The sequence below is a fragment of the Desulfocastanea catecholica genome, assembly GCF_054657295.1.
The window spans coordinates 63,871-80,058 of the sequence record NZ_BAAHYZ010000017.1 but is presented as its reverse complement, the minus strand read 5'-3'; the positions used below and the strand labels follow the sequence as shown (position 1 = coordinate 80,058).

The window sequence follows — 16,188 nt, the reverse complement described above, 5'->3', positions numbered from 1 at the left end:
AAGGCACTAAAAATCCGATTGCAAAACAACGCAGCCGAAGGGCGGGATGGCGATGTTCCTTTTGGCCAAATGTGGTGGCGCATCAATAAGGGAGACCGCATCTCCTGGCGATTTTGCCGCTGTGTTGATGATTTTATACCAGGCCCTTCCTTTGCCCGGTGGTTCGGGGGCCCTGAAAGACAATGTCTGGTCCTTGCTGCCGTTGAGCATAATGAAGAAGTCGCTCGATTTCCCCCCGTCGGCAGCCGGGCTCAGGAGAAAAGCCAGGCCATGGCAGTCGGGTGACCAGTTCTGCACTCCGGGGGTGAGGTACTGCCAGGTGACTGTCGATACCGCTTGCTGTTCATCAACCACCTGGTCCACGGGCTGGAAAAAGTCATCTCTTCGGAAGAGAACATGACCTTTGCGGAGGGCGATGCATTTTTTAAAGAATCGATGAAAATCCTTGTTTGTTTCTAAAAAAGACCAGTCCAGCCAGCTGGTCCGGTTGTCCTGACACCAGGCGTTGTTGTTGCCGTTTTGTGTGCGGCCGAATTCGTCTCCGGCGCAGATCATCGGCACGCCCTGGGAAAGAAGCAGCAGGACGGTAAAGGTTTTCATGCGGCGCAGGCGGAGCCGCTCAACAGCGGCCGGAGCGGCAAGGCCCTCCCGGCCGCTGTTCCAGCTGAGATTGTGGTTATCGCCGTCGCGATTATCTTCGCCGTTTGCCCGGTTGTGTTTATGGTCGAAGCTGACCAGGTCACGCAGGGTAAAGCCATCGTGGCTGGTGAGAAAATTAATCGAACACAACGGGCCGCGGCCGCTTGACTGATACAGGTCGGAACTGCCGGCGATACGGGTGGCCAGGTGCGTCACCGTATCCTTCCTGCCGATCATGAATGCCCGTACATCGTCGCGGAAGCGACCATTCCATTCCGCCCAGCGGGGGTCGGTGGAAAACGAACCGACCTGATAGAGCCCTGCCGCGTCCCAGGCTTCGGCGATCATTTTCGTGTCGCGCAGCACCGGATCCTCGCCGATTGCCTCGATCATCGGCGGGTTGGCCAGAACGCGCCCCTGCTGGTCCCGGCCGAATATTGAGGCGAGGTCGAACCGAAAACCATCGATATGCATCTCGGTGACCCAGAAGCGCAGGGAATCGCGGATGAGATGGCGAACCACCGGGTGATTACAATTTATTGTGTTGCCGCAGCCGGAGAAATTAAGGTAATTACTCTTCTCGTCGAGGAGGTAGTAAATCGGGTTGTCAATTCCTCGAAAACTGCTGGTTGTACCGCCGTGCCCTCCCTCTCCCGTATGGTTGTAGACCATATCAAGATAGACTTCGATTCCGGCCTGATGCAGGGACAGAACCATGGTCTTGAATTCATCGATGGCCTGTGCCGGATTATCGGCGTAGCCGGAATTGACGGCAAAAAAGGATATAGGGTTGTAGCCCCAAAAGTTTTTCAGGGGCTCGTCGGTATCCGGGTTGCGAAAAACGGTATCATTTTCGTCGAATTCGGTGACCGGCATGAGTTCGACCGCGGTTATACCGAGGCTTTTCAGGTAGGGGATCTTTTCGATAATTCCCAGGTAGGTCCCCGGCGCAGCGACTCCGGAACTGCTGTCGTTGGTAAAACCGCGTACATGGAGCTCGTAGATGATGGTTTCGGATAACGGCGTTCGCAGTGGACGATCCTTTTGCCAGTCAAAATCATGCTGCACGATTCTGCAGCAGGGTTTCCGGCCGTATGCGGCAGCGACGCCCCATTTCCTCGGCAGGAGTGCCATGCTGTACGGATCGATGAGGATTGTTGCGTAATCATAGCGCAGGCCATTGCCGGCCTTGTGTGGCGGACCGTCTATGCGATAGCCGTAGCTGAAGTTCTGTTGATGGGTGGTCAGAAGAATATGCCACATGTCGCCGGTACGATTCTCGAGGGGGTCGAGCTCAAACTCAAGGCGTTTAAGTACCTTGGCGTCTTTTGGTCGGTAGTCGATGACCAGGGTCACCCGGGTGGCATGGCGCGAAAAGATGGCAAAGTTTATGCCCTCCTGCAACCTGGTGACGCCTCCGGGCAGAGGATAGCCTCTTTTTCGTATATCCGGTCTTTTCTCTGTAGACATATCAATAATGCTTACTACTATTTTGTAGGATAATAAGTGGGAGCAGGCGGAAATGTGCTGACTGGTCGGACAATGTTACTCCAGCCATGATAATATGGGAACCATATATGGCCGGCAGTGATAAATTAGGCATGCATGTAAACATATGGAGAAAGCTATGGGTATGTTTCACAAGGTAAAAATCGGCGATCAGGTCATCAGTCCTATAGATTGGGAGATGAGCCCGGATATTTCTTTTGGCACCTTTGAGTCATGGGGCGGTCGTGAACGAGTAAGAAACAATGAAGAGTGCGTCTATTATTTTTTCGTCGATAACTGGGGGGATGAGCCAAAACTTTGTCTTATGGAAAGGGCGGTAAAACACGCGAAGATTATCGCGGAAATAAAAGCGCCGCAGGAAATTATCAAGCAGTGTGTCAAGAGCCAGGGCAGCTCGTCCATTTTTGAAAAAAGTTATGCCATTGATGAACATATTAAGCAGTGGCTCATAGCGAACGTTCTCGACGGAGGCGACTCGCGGTTTATCGTGCCGACCGTTGCCGTCATCCACAAAGAGGACATGGGCCTGCCGCTTCCCGCTGCTTCTGAACATGTATTTACCGGGGACACGGTTGTTCTGCCATCGCAACCGGATTTTGTCATTATCAATGACGATCAGATTGGTGATGTGCTGAAAAAATGGAATTTTTTTGACTCGGAATACAATCCGTCCGGAAGGTTTGATAATTCTTTCGTCAGGACAACGGACCCGGCGGTGATTGTTGATCAGCGCACATCGCTTATGTGGCAGCGGGATGGCCTTGATATCAATTCCATCCGCACCATGCAAAGAAATATCGAAGAACTGAATAAAAATACTTTTGCCGGCTTTTCCGACTGGCGCTTGCCAAGCATGGAAGAGGCCATGTCGCTGATGGAACCGGTGAAAAACAGCAAGGGTGTTTTTCTGCAGCCGTGCTTTTCCAAGGAACAGCCGTTTATCTTCGTCGCCGCCCAGCGAAAACCGGGCGGCTACTGGTTTGTTGATTATAAACAGGGCCGGGCCTTCTGGTCCTCGGGAACTATCCCGGGAGGGTTCGGCCGGCTGGTTCGCACTGTTACCTGATTGTCTTGTTGAGGTGCAGAAAATATCCTGGGACCAGGAACAATGAGGGCTGCCGGTATTGGCTTTAAGCAGAACCGACACCCCTCATCTTTTTGAGTGGTGTATCAGATCAAGTCGAAATTATTTCATTGAATTCTGGAAACACAAACGATCCCATCCAAAAGTATCCTGACTAACAATGCGATTGTCACTGGCGGTGAATGATAACCCCTCCCACTGTAGTACAACGTAATTGGCAATCAGCACTATTTTCCCTGGTACTCTCTCACTAAAACAGGTAATTCTGGTATAATCTTTACAAAGTAGTCTGTACCTCATGTATTGAAAATCCACTGAGGAGATACATGCTCAAGCCGACGTATGAGGAATTAGAACAAAAGATCCGTGAACTTGAAGCTCAGAAAAGGACTTCAAATCAAAAAGATGTCGAGCTTCGTAAGCAAGCAGATATTGATTTGGCTGAAAGCGAAGCAAAATACAAATCCCTTTTTGAGAACATGGCCCAAGGCGCATTTTACCAGCGATCCGACGGAGTATTGATCGATTGTAATTCAGCCGTACTTGAGATGTTCGGGCTGAGTAGAGATCAATTTATGGGCAAGACGTCCATGGATCCTGATTGGCATGTGATTGCTGAAGATGGATCACATCTGTCAGGCAGCCAGCATCCCTCAATGGTTGCACTGGCATCCGGTCAACCGGTCCATGATTTCTTAGCCGCTGTCTACAATCCCAAAAAGAAAGAGTATGTTTGGCTCAACATCAATGCTGTCCCTCAATTCAAAGCAGGGGAAAGTCATCCTTATCAAGTCTTTGTTACTTTGCATGACGTCACGGAGCGTAAACACGTTAAAGATACCTTGAAGGTAAGCGAACAAAAAAACAAAGAAACCTACACGTTTTTGCAGTTGGTCCTGGATACAATACCTGTACGTCTTTTTTGGAAAGATCTTAGTTTGCACTATTTGGGGTGTAATCGGTTGTTCGCTCAAGATGCTGGATTAAACAGTTCAGAAACATTGATTGGCAGTGATGATTACACATTGGGGTGGGAGGAGCAGGCAGCTCAGTACAGGGCAGATGATCTTGTGGTAATGACATCAGGAAACCCAAAACTGAATTATGAGGAACCCCAGACGACACCCGAAGGTCGGCACATTACGCTGTTGACCTCTAAAGTGCCGATACGTGACGCAAACAATAAAATAATTGGTTTACTGGGGACGTATGAGGACATTACCCAGCGAAAACAGATCGAGAATGAGCGAGAGGCCACAATCGAATTTTTGCGTTTTATCAACGATAGCCGGGGAAGCGTAGAACTGATCCATGCGGCAACAGCCTTTATTCAAAAACAAACAGGCTGCGAAGCTGTAGGCATCCGTCTGAAAAAGGAGAATGACTATCCCTATTACGAGACGCGGGGTTTTCCAGAAGAGTTCGTTCTCGCCGAAAACTGGCTCTGCACCCGCGACGAGGCCGGGCACCCGATCTACGACAGTGCCGGCAACCCTGTGCTCGAATGTATGTGCGGTAACGTCATCTGCGGTCGCATTGATCCTTCAAAACCATTTTTCACGGCACAGGGAAGCTTCTGGAGCAACTGCACCACCGAACTGCTCGCTTCCACCTCGGCAGCGGACCGGCAGTCCCGTACACGCAATCGTTGTAATGGCGAGGGGTACGAGTCGGTAGCCCTGATCCCACTGATACTTGGTACGGAACGGTTGGGGCTTCTCCAGCTGAACGACCGGAGTAAAGGACGATTCAACCTTGAAACCATTGCCCTGTTGGAACGACTGGCGGGCTACTTAGTGGTGGCCCTGGCCAAATTTCGTGCCGAAGAGAAGCTTCAGGCTCTCAAAGACGACCTTCAAATGATCGTCGAAAAACGGACACTCGAGCTGCAAGAAACCCAAAAACAGTATCTGCATGCGGAAAAGCTCTCGGCAATCGGCAAGTTGTCGGCGTCCATCGCGCATGAATTCAACAACCCATTACAGAGTGTCATGACTATTATCAGAGGGGTAAAAAAGTATGCTCCCCTGGAGAAAGAAGAAGTTGAACTCGTTGACCTGGCTCTCCATGAATGTCAACGGATGAAGAACTTGATCCTCAGTCTCCGTGATTTTAACCGACCCTCCTCGGGCAAAAAAACGTTGACGGATGTCCACAATTCGCTCGACGCCATCATGATTTTGCAAAAAAGTGATTTTAATAGCAAACAGATTTCCGTGGTACTCAACTATGCGGAGAATCTGCCGCAGATCATGGCAGTTTCGGATCAAATCAGACAGGTTTTTCTCAATTTGCTGACCAATGCAGCCGATGCCTGCCATAAGGGCGGCGGTGTTATCACGGTCAGCACCTGGCAGGAAAATGACAGAGTGGCGGTGGCAATCAAGGATAATGGAGTTGGCATAAAACCAGGGGAAATGGAACATATCTTTCGGCCTTTTTTCACCACCAAACCCGAAGTCAAGGGAACCGGGTTGGGTTTGTCGGTCAGCTACGGGATCATCAAAAAACATCACGGAGAATTTCGTGTTGACAGCCAGCCTGGTGAAGGCGCAACATTCACCGTCCTGCTTCCCATCAAAGCTGCGGCACGTTAAAAATGGAGAGGGCTGATTCTATCCTGCCTCCCATCAGGTAGACAAAAGGGTAATTTCATAGGTTCATTCTATGGGATTCGAGGGGGCTGAAACAGCAGCAAAAAATATGCAGAAATCACTGAAAATTCTTGTCGCGACATTGCTCTGGCTGGTTCTGTCCGCCTCTTCCGGGCATGCGATCGATGTTGTCCTGCCGCTGACCCTGGATCACAGTCTGTTGACCTCTCTATTGCGGCACAACTTTTTTCTCAACGAGGAGCAGAGCGCTGAGATAACCGGAAAACCTGGAGATTGCACGTATGTCAGAATCTCGGAGCCGAATTTCTCAGCAGCGGAGAAACTGTTGCGCCTTGAAGTAAAGCTGGATATTAAGGTCGGCACAAAACTTGGCGAGACCTGTCTTGCCCCTCTCGAGTGGCATGGCTATCTGGAGCTGTTGCAGCAGCCGATCTTTGACGGTCAGACTTTTGCCCTTTCTTTTCAAACTGTTGATTCACGTCTTCTGACCTTGTCCCGCACGCCTGCGACCATTGCCGGAATCCTGTGGGAATTTGCCAAACCCAGGGTGTATGCACATCTTGAACGGCTGCATCTCGATCTCGCTCCGCCGGTATCGGAGTTGCGCTTCTTTCTGGAGCGAATTTTTCATGAGGATGCGCAGCGACCGGCCCAGGCTATGCTTGACAGTGTGCGTGGAGGACGGATCGAGGTCGGCGAAGAGGCTGTCGTGGTCGAACTGCATGCCGAGGTTGAGGAGGTTTTTGAGCTCGATGAGGAGCAGGCGGAAGCTGGTTTGACGACGGAAGAACGTGAACAGTTGATCCAGCTCTGGGAAACATGGGACGCCTTGCTGGTACGGCTGCTTGTTACCATAGCCGCCCAGCCGCTCCACCCGGAAGACCGGCAGATCCTTATCGAGGTATTGCTTGATACCCGCTCTGTCTTTATTGCCGCCCTTGACCGGGAGAATTTTGAAAAAGATTTTGTCAGGTTGCAGTTTGTCCAGGCCTGGCAACAGCTGGCACCTGTCTTTCGCAGGCAGCTGTATCGGCAACCTTCGGCAAGCAGTCTTGGCTATCTGGCCTTTTTTACCGCCGCCGATGCCCTGGCGGTTTTTGACCGGATGGGGCCGACTGTCGGCATGGAGATCAGTCAACAGGGCTTGCTGCGCCTGGCCGGAATGCTTGTGGGAACACAGACGACTCTCCCCTACAGTTCGCAACTGGATAAGCAGCTCAGGGAGCTGCTGCAGTTGCCGCCGATGGAGGAAGAAGTCGATCCCCTCGACGAGTTACAGGAAATCGATATCCCGGCAGAAGAGCTGGATGTGGCGCCTCTTTCCCAGCTGCTCGATTTTTTTCTCCGCCCGGCATATGGTGCTGAGCCGCCGAATTTTGCCGAGATTCTGCAGTGGAAACCACCGAAGGACAACGTGGCGGAATATATGGCCAGGGTCAAGGCCGTTCTCGCCGACAGTTCCGCTGCGGTTTTGTCCAGAGGCGGCGTTCCCAGCCATCTCCAGCACATGTTTACACGTCTCATCCCTGCACTCGCCTGGCAGGAAAGCTGCTTTCGCCAGTTTGTCGAAAAAAAGAACAAACTCACCTATCTGCTCTCGTATAACCAGACCTCGGTGGGCTTGATGCAGATTAATGAAAGGGTCTGGCGAGGGATATATGATCGCGGTCGCCTGCGTTGGGATATTCGGTACAACGCCCTGGCCGGGTGTGAAATCGTCGATCTGTATCTGCGCAAATATGCCTTGAAGGACCCGGTCTGGGGAAAAGGCGCCGACACGAATCTCCTCTCCCGGGTCGTATATGCCATGTATAACGGCGGCCCGGGCGAGTACCGGAAATTTCTCGCCAGGGAAAAAACCGGCAAACATTACCGGAGCGATCTGCTGTTTGCTGAAAAGCTCCAGTGGGTAGTCAAGAACGACTGGCAGCATGTAGCAAAATGTTTCTGAGCAAGAGATGACCAGGCCGGCTCCTTCGTGGCAAGGTTAAAATTTCAAGTAGTCCTCCGTATTTTCTCGGACAACCTCCCAGGCAAAAGCAGTTTGTCCCTTTGGTTCATATTTGTCTGTCTGCAGACAGAAATTGTACATTGACAAAAAAATATGTACATGTACAATTGAGAGAAATGTACATGTACATATGGGGGCAAGATGCAACTTACCGACAAGCAGAGACAATTACTGGACTATTTGATGGAACGAATGGATGAGGAGGGACGTATACCGACCTTGCGCCAGGCTGCCGTTGACCTGGGCGTCAGCCATACGGCGGTGGCCCAGCTGATGAATCAACTGGAAAAGAAAAACGTGCTCGAGCGGGAAGGCTATTATGGCCGGACTGTTTGCCTCTATCCCAAGCCCCGGGAGAGCAGGAGTGCCGGGGCGGGGCGGGAGCTGCCCATTGTCGGTCGGGTTACCGCCGGGTTGCCCATGTATGCCCAGCAGGAGTGGGAGGGCACGGTGGTGGTTGACAGTTCGGTCTTTCCCGGTGATAACCTCTTTTGTCTGCGCATCAAGGGGCGGTCGATGCAGGATGCCGGCATCCTCGATGGCGATCTGGTCGTCTGTGAACCTCGGCAGTACGCGGAAAACGGCGAAATCGTCGCCGTTCTTATCAAAGGGGAGGAGGCGACGGTCAAACGTTTTTTCCTCTATGCCGACCATATTGAACTTCGACCCGCCAATGATGACTTTCAGGTGATGTGCTACCCGTTCAGCGAGCTGCTCATCCAGGGCAAGGTGGTCGGGGTGATCCGGGGCAGACATGCGGAGTTCGATGGTGCGCGGCGAGAGTGATATCTGCCCGGCCAGGGTGGACCTTGCCCTTGCTCCGGGACCGGTCGGAGGCGCTCCTGCTCAAAGCTGTCCGGTGTATGTCGGCACCTGCGGCTATTCCTATACCGAATGGGTGGATAGCGGCTTTTATCCGCAGGGGACGAAGAGCGCGGCGATGCTCGGCCTCTACGGCCGCTGCTTCTCGGTGGTCGAGCTGAATTATACCTGGTATCAGATGGCCCGGGCCGACGCCCTGGCCCGTATGGTGGAAAAGGCCCCGGCGCATCTGTTGTTTGCCGCCAAGCTGACGCGGACCATGACCCACGAGCGGGCGGACAACTGGCGGGAGCAGCTGCGTCTTTTCCGGCAGGGCATCGCCCCTTTGCGCAAGCGTCTTGTCGCCGTACTGATTCAGCTGCCGCCCGACTTTGATCGTTCCATTGCCAACCGTACCTATCTGGCCGCACTGCTCGACGGGCTGCATGATGTGCCGGTTGCGGTGGAGTTTCGCCACGGTTCCTGGGCCACCGATCCGGTCTTTGCCGAGCTGGAACGGCGCCGGGTAACCCTGGTTGCCGTCGATGAGCCCTTGCTGCCCGGGCTGTTCCCGTCTCTTGATGTGGTGACCAATCCGGCCCTGTTCTATGTGCGTTTTCACGGCCGGAACAAAGAGGGCTGGCAATCGGGCAATATGCAGAAAAAATTCAATTACGACTATTCCGACGAAGAGCTGCGCGCCTGGTGCGACAGGTACCTCTATGCCATGGCCGCCCGGGCCGACCGGGGCATCCTGCTTTTTAACAACCATGTCCGGGCCCAGGCCCCGAAAAACGGCAGGAAACTGGTGGCAATCCTTGCCGGTTTACCGCCCGGGGAACGCTGATGGCTGAGGGGTTCAGACTGCGCGAGCGGGCGGTGCTTCATTTTAATGTCGCTGATTTTGCCGTTGCCGTCGAACGGGTCAGCGACAGCCGTCTGCGGCAGCGGCCGCTGATTATTGCCCCGCTGCAGGCGGCACGGGCGGTGGTCTACGACATGAGTGAAGAGGCGTACGGCGAAGGGGTGCGCAAGGGCATGCCGCTCAGGCAGGCGACGAGGATCTGTCGGGGTGCGGAACTTCTTGCCCCCCGTGTCAGCCTGTATCACAAGGCGATGCAGGCCTTTTTGAAGGAGCTGCAGGGCTATTCCCCGCTTATCGAATACGGCCGGGCGGATGGCCATTTTTTTGTCGATGTGACCGGCACCCACCGGCTGTATGGCCCGGCTCCCGATGTCGGCTGGCGGGTGCGTCGCCATGTGCGCACCAGCCTCGGCATCAATCCGATCTGGACCCTCGGCACCAGCAAACTGGTGGCCAAGGTCGCCTCCCGGCTGGTGAAGCCGGTGGGGGAATATATCGTCACCGCCGGCGACGAGGCCATCTTTCTTGCCCCGCTGCCCATCCAGCTCCTGCCCGGATTGTCCGCAAGCGAGCTCTTGAAGTTACAGGAGTTTCGCCTGACCACCATTGGCGCGCTGGCCGGGTTGAACCGCGACCAGCTGATGGTCCCTTTCGGCAGCCGCTGTGACTATCTCCATGCCGCCAGCCGCGGTGTCGATGCCAGCAGGGTCTGCGGGCCTGCCGCGGATGGGGAGAGTCTCGACTACGAACACTCCTTTGCCGACGACACCAACGATGAGCAGCAGCTGCAAGGGGTGGTTGCCGCACTGGTCAGTCGGGCCGGTTTCCAGTTGCGCACGCAGCGGCAGGTGGCCAGGCGGGTAGGGGTCTGGCTGCGATATTCCGACGGCGGCCAGGTGGTCCGCCAGGCCTCCTGCAAGGTCGGAACCTCCAGTGATGTCCTGCTGCAGACCCTGGCTCTGACCGCCCTGCAGCGCGCCTGGACGAGGCGGACGAGAATTCGCAGCTGCCGTCTGGTCTGCGACCGCCTGCAGCGGAGGTCGCCTCAGCTGGCACTTTTTGCCGAACCGGCAGCGGAGAATGGGCAATGCCGGCAGCAACAGGTCACCGGGGCCATGGATACTCTGCGCCGGCGCTTTGGTCACGGAGTTATCGGTGTCGGTCGGCAGTATCCAGGAAACCAGTAAATCTCTTCTCTTATGTTGCCCCTTCGTGTCCGGTCCTATTATTCTCTCCTGCAGGCGACCAGTTCCCCCGCGGCCCTTTGCCGCCGGGCCAAAGAGCTGGGCTATACTGGTCTGGCCATGACCGACCGGGACAATCTCTATGGCCTGTGGGATTTCCTCAAAGCCTGCCGGCGTGAAGGGTTGCGACCGATCGTCGGGGCGGAAATTTCCGAGCCCGGCTCGGGGAAAATCATCACCTGCCTGGTACAGAATACAGACGGCTACACCAACCTGTGCACCCTGCTGACCAGGCGGCATATGACCGGGAGTTTGACCGGCAGTTTCAGTCTGATGAATGACGTGGCTCCCTTGGCCGACGGGCTGCTGGTGCTTTGCCGGGATATCGATCTGCTGCAAAGATATAAAGAGCAGGGATTACAGGCGGCGGCCGACCTTGGTGCCCGGCCCGATGCGCTTGGCCGCTCGCTTCGTGCCTTTGCCCGGGAGCAGGGTCTTGCCGCCGTTGCCACGGCCGACAGCGCCATGGGGGAGGAAAACGACAGGCAGCTGTACTGCCTGCTGCAGGCGGTCCGGGAAGGGAAGACCATCAGCCAGGCGATGCGGCAGGAGACCACGGCGACAAGCAACTGGCTGGCCGAAAAAGAGGTGTACCGCAGAAGATTTGCCGTCTGGCCGGAGGTGATGGAGGCCACCGCAGAAATTGCCGCAAGCTGCATCTACACCGGCCCGGCCTTTGGTGTCGTTATGCCGCCCTGGCGGGGCGGGGATGGCCGGCAGCCGGCACTGGTGCTGCGGCAAAAAGCCTATCTCGGGGCCAGGCACAGGTACGGCGATGACCTGGGCGAGCCGGTCATCGAACGGCTCGAGCATGAACTGAAAGTGATTGAGGAGATGGGCTTTTCCGCCTATTTTCTGGTGGTGCGGGACATTGTCCACCGTAAGGGTGCGGACGGGCACCGCAAAAAACGGCGGATCTGCGGCCGTGGATCGGGGGCGGCGTCGCTGGTCGCCTACTGCCTGGACATCACCAATGTCTGTCCGATCAAATACAACCTCTATTTCGAGCGTTTTCTCAATCCGGGCCGGACCGACCCGCCCGACATCGATATCGATTTTTCCTGGGATGAGCGCGATGAGGTGCTCGCCGATGTCTTGCGCGATTATCAAGGCCATGCGGCAATGGTCTGCAATCATGTCTTCTTTCAACTTCGTATGGCCATCCGGGAGACGGCGAAAGCCTTCGGTCTGCCCGGCGGCGAGATCTCCCGGGTGACCAAACGTATCCCCTGGCTGCATGCCGGCGGAACCGGGAATCTGCAGCAGTCTCTTGTCTGTCTGCCGTCCCTGCGCGATGAGGATCTTTCCCCGCCCTGGCCGGAGATCCTGGCGCTGGCCGAAAAACTGATCGGCGTGCCGCGCTATCTCTCCGTGCATCCGGGCGGGGTGGTGATTACCCCGGAACCGATCAGTTGTTATGTGCCGGTGGAGTGGGCGGCGAAGGGGGTGCCGATCATCCAGTGGGAAAAGGACGGGGCCGAGGAGGCCGGGCTGGTGAAGATCGATCTGCTCGGCAACAGAAGTCTTGGCGTTATTCGCGACAGCATTGCGGCGATTAACGCGGACAGCATCTGTCTTGACGAGGAGACCTGGCAGCCGGAAGATGACGCGGCGACCAGGATGGCGGTTGCCGACGGGGCGACCATGGGCTGTTTTTATATTGAGAGCCCGGCCATGCGCCTGCTGGAGAAGAAAGCCGGAACCGGCGATTTCGAGCAACTGGTCATCCAGTCCTCCATCATCCGCCCGGCGGCCAATGAATTCGTCCGGGAATATGTCCGGCGGCTGCACGGGGGAACCTGGCAGCCGCTTTGCCCGGAGATCGGCGATGTCCTCGACGATACCTTCGGGCTGATGGTGTATCAGGAGGATGTGTCCAGGGTTGCCGTTGCCCTGGCCGGTTTCAGCCATGGTGAGGCCGATGGCCTGCGCAAGGTGCTGTCGAAAAAGGACAAGATCCTCCGTCTGGAGCATTATAAAACGATGTTTTTTACCGGCTGTGCCCGCCGTCATGTCGATCCTGCCGAAGTGGAACGTCTATGGCAGATGATGATGAGTTTTGACGGCTATTCTTTTTGTAAGCCGCATTCCGCCTCCTATGCCAGGGTGTCGTTTCAGGCCGCCTATCTGAAACGCCACTATCCCGCGGAATTCATGGCCGCGGTGATCGCCAACCAGGGCGGCTACTATTCAACCTTTGCCTATGTTTCCGAGGCGAAAAGGCTGGGGCTGAAGATTCTCCATCCGGATATACAGAAAAGCACCATCCGTTGGACGGGGAAAAAGGATCGAATACGCGTCGGGCTGCAGAGTGTTCATGGCTTGTCCGATGGTTTTTTGCACCGGCTGCTTGTCGAACGCGGCCGGGAACCCTTTCGCGATATCGGCGATTTTTTTCGACGGACGCAACCGGCGGATAATGAAGCCCGGGCGCTTATCCACGCCGGGGCCCTGGACGGTCTGCATCCGGAGGGGAACCGAACCGCTCTGCTGTGGCAATGGGCGAGTTTTCAGCGGCTGCTGCAGGATAAGCGGCGGCAGTCACTTTTTCAGGTAAGACTGCCACCGGCGCCGCCGCTGTCGCCGCCGGATCTAAAGAGCCGGTTGCGACGGGAGTATGCGGTTCTCGGTTTTCTCTGTGACCACCATCCCCTGCAATTTTTTACTCATCAGAACAAAGGAATACAGAAAGTGGCCGCTCTGGCGGAGCGCATCGGCCAGCGGGTACAGCTGGCAGCCTGGTTGCTGACCGGCAAGCTGGTATCGACACGAACCGGCGAGGCCATGGAATTTCTCACCTTCGAAGATGAGACCGGACAACTTGAAACGACCTTCTTCCCTGAAGTCTATCGAACCCACGCCCACATGTTGCAGAGTGGCAGAGGGTATCTCCTGAGAGGTCTGGTCGAGGTGGATTTTGGGGCGCTGACCCTCACCGTCGATGCAGTACGCCCGCTTCGATCATGTTAATTTTTGATTTGAAAAATAATTAAAGTAGCGTATAACAGAAGAAAGTCATCCGCTTGGCGTATATAACGCATATAAAATTATAAAATAATCCAATGACCAACCTGAAGCGTATCCTTGTTATAGATGATGAGCCGACGGCCCTCGACCTGCTTCGCAGAATTCTGGAAATGAATGGGTACGAGGTGGCGGTCGCGAAAAATGGCCAGGAAGGAGTTGAGTCATTTCAGCAGCATCCCTGTGACCTGGTGATAACCGATATGGTTATGCCGATTAAGGATGGTCTGCAGACCATCCTCGATCTGCGGATGGAGGCGCCTGAGCTCCCGGTGATTGCCATCTCGGGGGGCGGGACTATCTCCAAGGAGCGTTATCTTGCCGTGGCCGGCTATCTCGACCGGGTGATCACCATTGCCAAACCCTTTGCCATAGAGCAAGTCGTCGAGGCCGTGGAAAAGCTTTTGCACGAACAGAGCTTAGAGAGTTCCGACGACTATTAACCCCTGCCCAGAAATTCTTGCACCATTCCCCGAAAATTCCCTTTGGTATGGCCTTTTGTATCGTGCCGCGATCCTTGGCGATTGACGACAAAACCCGTATTGTGTAGTATCCAACGTTGTCCAGCAATGACAGAAACGATAACTTTGACCAGCTAGTAAAAACCATAAAATATGGATGGCTAAGTAAAAAACTTCATCTGCTTCATTACCGCGAGAGTACAGCGTGCCGGGGCGATAGATACGAGGTAAGCTATGAATTCAATTGTAGAAGTCGGCATGACTCTCAATTATGTGATTGATTCCAGCTGTTCGAAGTACAAAGATAATCCTGCCATAGGCATGGCCATGGAAAAGCCTCTCAGTTATGAGGAATTTCATGAGCGTATCCTCGCCCTGGCCACACGCATGCAGAACGAGGGAGTCGGCAAAGGTCATCATGTCGCCATCCTCGGCGAAAATTCGCATAACTGGGGCATGGCCTATCTCGCCATTGTCCGTCTGGGCGCCATTGCCGTGCCTATCCTTCCCGATCTGCCGGAGAGCGATGTGCACCACATCCTCAATGAGATGCAGGTGAAGGTGCTGTTCACCACGCAGAAGCAGATCGAAAAAATATACGAACTGCGCCAGGAACTGAAGGGCCCGATCATCACCCTGGATGACTATACTGCGGAGATCAGTGTTGTCGCCGTTACTCCCTTTACCGATTATCTCGCCGAGGCCCTCGCTTCGTTCAGGGACAATGCGGAGCATCCTGTTTTTCCGCCGGTAAATGAAAATGATCTCGCCTCCATTCTGTATACCTCCGGGACATCGGGGTATTCGAAGGCGGTGATGTTGAGCCATAAAAACCTCACGGCCAACGCCTATGCGGCAGCCGGGTTAAAAAAGATCGAACCGGGGGCGGTCTGGCTGTCTATTCTGCCCATGTCGCACACCTATGAATTTACCTGCGGCTTCATCCTGCCGCTGCTGTGCGGTGCCCGTATCGCCTACGCCGGAAAAACACCGACCCCGGCCATCCTGCAGAAGTTATGCGCCTATGAAAAACCCTTTGCCATCTTTGCCGTTCCCCTGGTAATGGAGAAAATATACAAAAAAAGGGTCCTGCCGCAGATTGAAAAGAGCAGCCTGTTGAAAGGGGTGTGCCGATTCGGCATGGGCAGGAAGTTTGTTTACCGGAAGATCGGCAAAAAACTGCTCACTTTTTTTGGCGATAACCTGCAGTTAATGGGCATCGGCGGAGCGGCACTGAATCCTGATGTCGAAAAATTTCTCCATGAAGCCAGGTTTCCCTATCTCGTCGGTTACGGTATGACCGAGTCTGCTCCCCTGATCGCCGGAGGGCCGGCGGGAGACAAAACCATCGCCATCGGCTCGACCGGTAAACCGATTCCCGGGGTGCAGGTAAAAATAGCCGATGCGGATCCGGAGACAGGTATCGGGGAAATAACTGTCTGTGGCGCCAATGTCATGCGGGGCTATTTTGATGATGATGAGGCCACTGCAGCGGTGTTGACAAAAGATGGCTGGCTCTCGACCGGGGATCTCGGGTTTATAGACAAAGCGGGCAATCTGCATGTCTGCGGACGATCAAAGAATGTCATCGTCCTGGCCAATGGGGAGAATGTCTATCCGGAAGCAATTGAGCATAAAATAAACACTTACCATTGGGTCGTTGAGAGCCTGCTGATCGAGAACAACGGCCAGATTGAAGCCTGGGTCTATCCTGATTATGAGTTCATTGATGAGCAGACCGCCGGCAGTTCCCGCACTGAGCGGCGGGCCTATATTGAAAACCTGCTTGAGTCGATGCGGACGGAACTGAATGGACAACTGCCGAAGTACTCCCGGCTGGCCCAGATTTTTGAGCGAAGAGAACCCTTTATCAAAACGGCCACGCACAAGATCAAACGCTATCTATACGTCGGGCATGCCATGCTCGGCTAGGAA

10 protein-coding genes are annotated in these 16,188 nt (G+C 54.6%); 9 read left to right on the top strand and 1 reads right to left on the bottom strand.

The genetic code is table 11. From position 1 onward, the window contains the following. Positions 1-6: 6 nt before the first annotated feature. The gene (gene glgX / locus ACYQ8U_RS15580; RefSeq protein ID WP_459946478.1) at positions 7-2,109 is read right to left on the bottom strand and encodes a glycogen debranching protein GlgX; all 2,103 of its coding nucleotides are present in this window, start codon (positions 2,107-2,109) and stop codon (positions 7-9) included. A 157-nt stretch (positions 2,110-2,266) separates the two neighbouring features. Here glgX and ACYQ8U_RS15575 point away from each other — a divergent pair, with 157 nt between their 5' ends. The 9 genes from ACYQ8U_RS15575 (at position 2,267) to ACYQ8U_RS15535 (ending at position 16,185) form a co-directional block, all read left to right on the top strand. After that, positions 2,267-3,214: an Lcl C-terminal domain-containing protein gene (locus ACYQ8U_RS15575; protein ID WP_459946477.1), complete on the top strand. Its 948-nt coding sequence runs from the start codon at positions 2,267-2,269 to the stop codon at positions 3,212-3,214. Positions 3,215-3,558: 344 nt separating this feature from the next. Then, on the top strand, positions 3,559-5,829 hold the full coding sequence (locus ACYQ8U_RS15570; protein WP_459946476.1) for a PAS domain-containing sensor histidine kinase: 2,271 nt from the start codon (positions 3,559-3,561) through the stop codon (positions 5,827-5,829). A gap of 106 nt (positions 5,830-5,935) precedes the next feature. Next, the gene (locus ACYQ8U_RS15565) at positions 5,936-7,798 is read left to right on the top strand and encodes a lytic transglycosylase domain-containing protein (RefSeq protein ID WP_459946475.1); all 1,863 of its coding nucleotides are present in this window, start codon (positions 5,936-5,938) and stop codon (positions 7,796-7,798) included. Positions 7,799-7,999: 201 nt separating this feature from the next. After that, a complete protein-coding gene (gene lexA, locus ACYQ8U_RS15560) occupies positions 8,000-8,644 on the top strand; it encodes a transcriptional repressor LexA (RefSeq protein ID WP_459946474.1) in 645 nt (214 codons plus the stop codon). Continuing rightward, positions 8,625-9,506: a DUF72 domain-containing protein gene (locus tag ACYQ8U_RS15555; RefSeq protein WP_459946473.1), complete on the top strand. Its 882-nt coding sequence runs from the start codon at positions 8,625-8,627 to the stop codon at positions 9,504-9,506. Before lexA ends, ACYQ8U_RS15555 begins: the two co-directional genes overlap by 20 nt. Next, a complete protein-coding gene (locus ACYQ8U_RS15550; protein ID WP_459946472.1) occupies positions 9,506-10,711 on the top strand; it encodes a DNA polymerase Y family protein in 1,206 nt (401 codons plus the stop codon). The genes ACYQ8U_RS15555 and ACYQ8U_RS15550 overlap by 1 nt, the downstream gene beginning before the upstream one ends. A gap of 12 nt (positions 10,712-10,723) precedes the next feature. Continuing rightward, entirely contained in the window at positions 10,724-13,738 is a 3,015-nt protein-coding gene (locus ACYQ8U_RS15545; protein WP_459946471.1) for a DNA polymerase III subunit alpha, read from the top strand. Between the two features lie 92 nt (positions 13,739-13,830). Further along, entirely contained in the window at positions 13,831-14,235 is a 405-nt protein-coding gene (locus tag ACYQ8U_RS15540) for a response regulator (RefSeq protein ID WP_459946470.1), read from the top strand. A 252-nt stretch (positions 14,236-14,487) separates the two neighbouring features. Continuing rightward, complete coding sequence (locus tag ACYQ8U_RS15535; protein ID WP_459946469.1) at positions 14,488-16,185, top strand: AMP-binding protein; 1,698 nt, start codon at positions 14,488-14,490, stop codon at positions 16,183-16,185. Positions 16,186-16,188 lie beyond the last annotated feature (3 nt).

Coding starts and splice junctions, on each gene's coding strand:
- glgX (WP_459946478.1), bottom strand. CDS start 2,109: ATGTCTACAGAGAAAAGACCGGATATACGAAAAAGAGGCTATCCTCTG.
- ACYQ8U_RS15575 (WP_459946477.1), top strand. CDS start 2,267: ATGGGTATGTTTCACAAGGTAAAAATCGGCGATCAGGTCATCAGTCCT.
- ACYQ8U_RS15570 (WP_459946476.1), top strand. CDS start 3,559: ATGCTCAAGCCGACGTATGAGGAATTAGAACAAAAGATCCGTGAACTT.
- ACYQ8U_RS15565 (WP_459946475.1), top strand. CDS start 5,936: ATGCAGAAATCACTGAAAATTCTTGTCGCGACATTGCTCTGGCTGGTT.
- lexA (WP_459946474.1), top strand. CDS start 8,000: ATGCAACTTACCGACAAGCAGAGACAATTACTGGACTATTTGATGGAA.
- ACYQ8U_RS15555 (WP_459946473.1), top strand. CDS start 8,625: ATGGTGCGCGGCGAGAGTGATATCTGCCCGGCCAGGGTGGACCTTGCC.
- ACYQ8U_RS15550 (WP_459946472.1), top strand. CDS start 9,506: ATGGCTGAGGGGTTCAGACTGCGCGAGCGGGCGGTGCTTCATTTTAAT.
- ACYQ8U_RS15545 (WP_459946471.1), top strand. CDS start 10,724: ATGTTGCCCCTTCGTGTCCGGTCCTATTATTCTCTCCTGCAGGCGACC.
- ACYQ8U_RS15540 (WP_459946470.1), top strand. CDS start 13,831: ATGACCAACCTGAAGCGTATCCTTGTTATAGATGATGAGCCGACGGCC.
- ACYQ8U_RS15535 (WP_459946469.1), top strand. CDS start 14,488: ATGAATTCAATTGTAGAAGTCGGCATGACTCTCAATTATGTGATTGAT.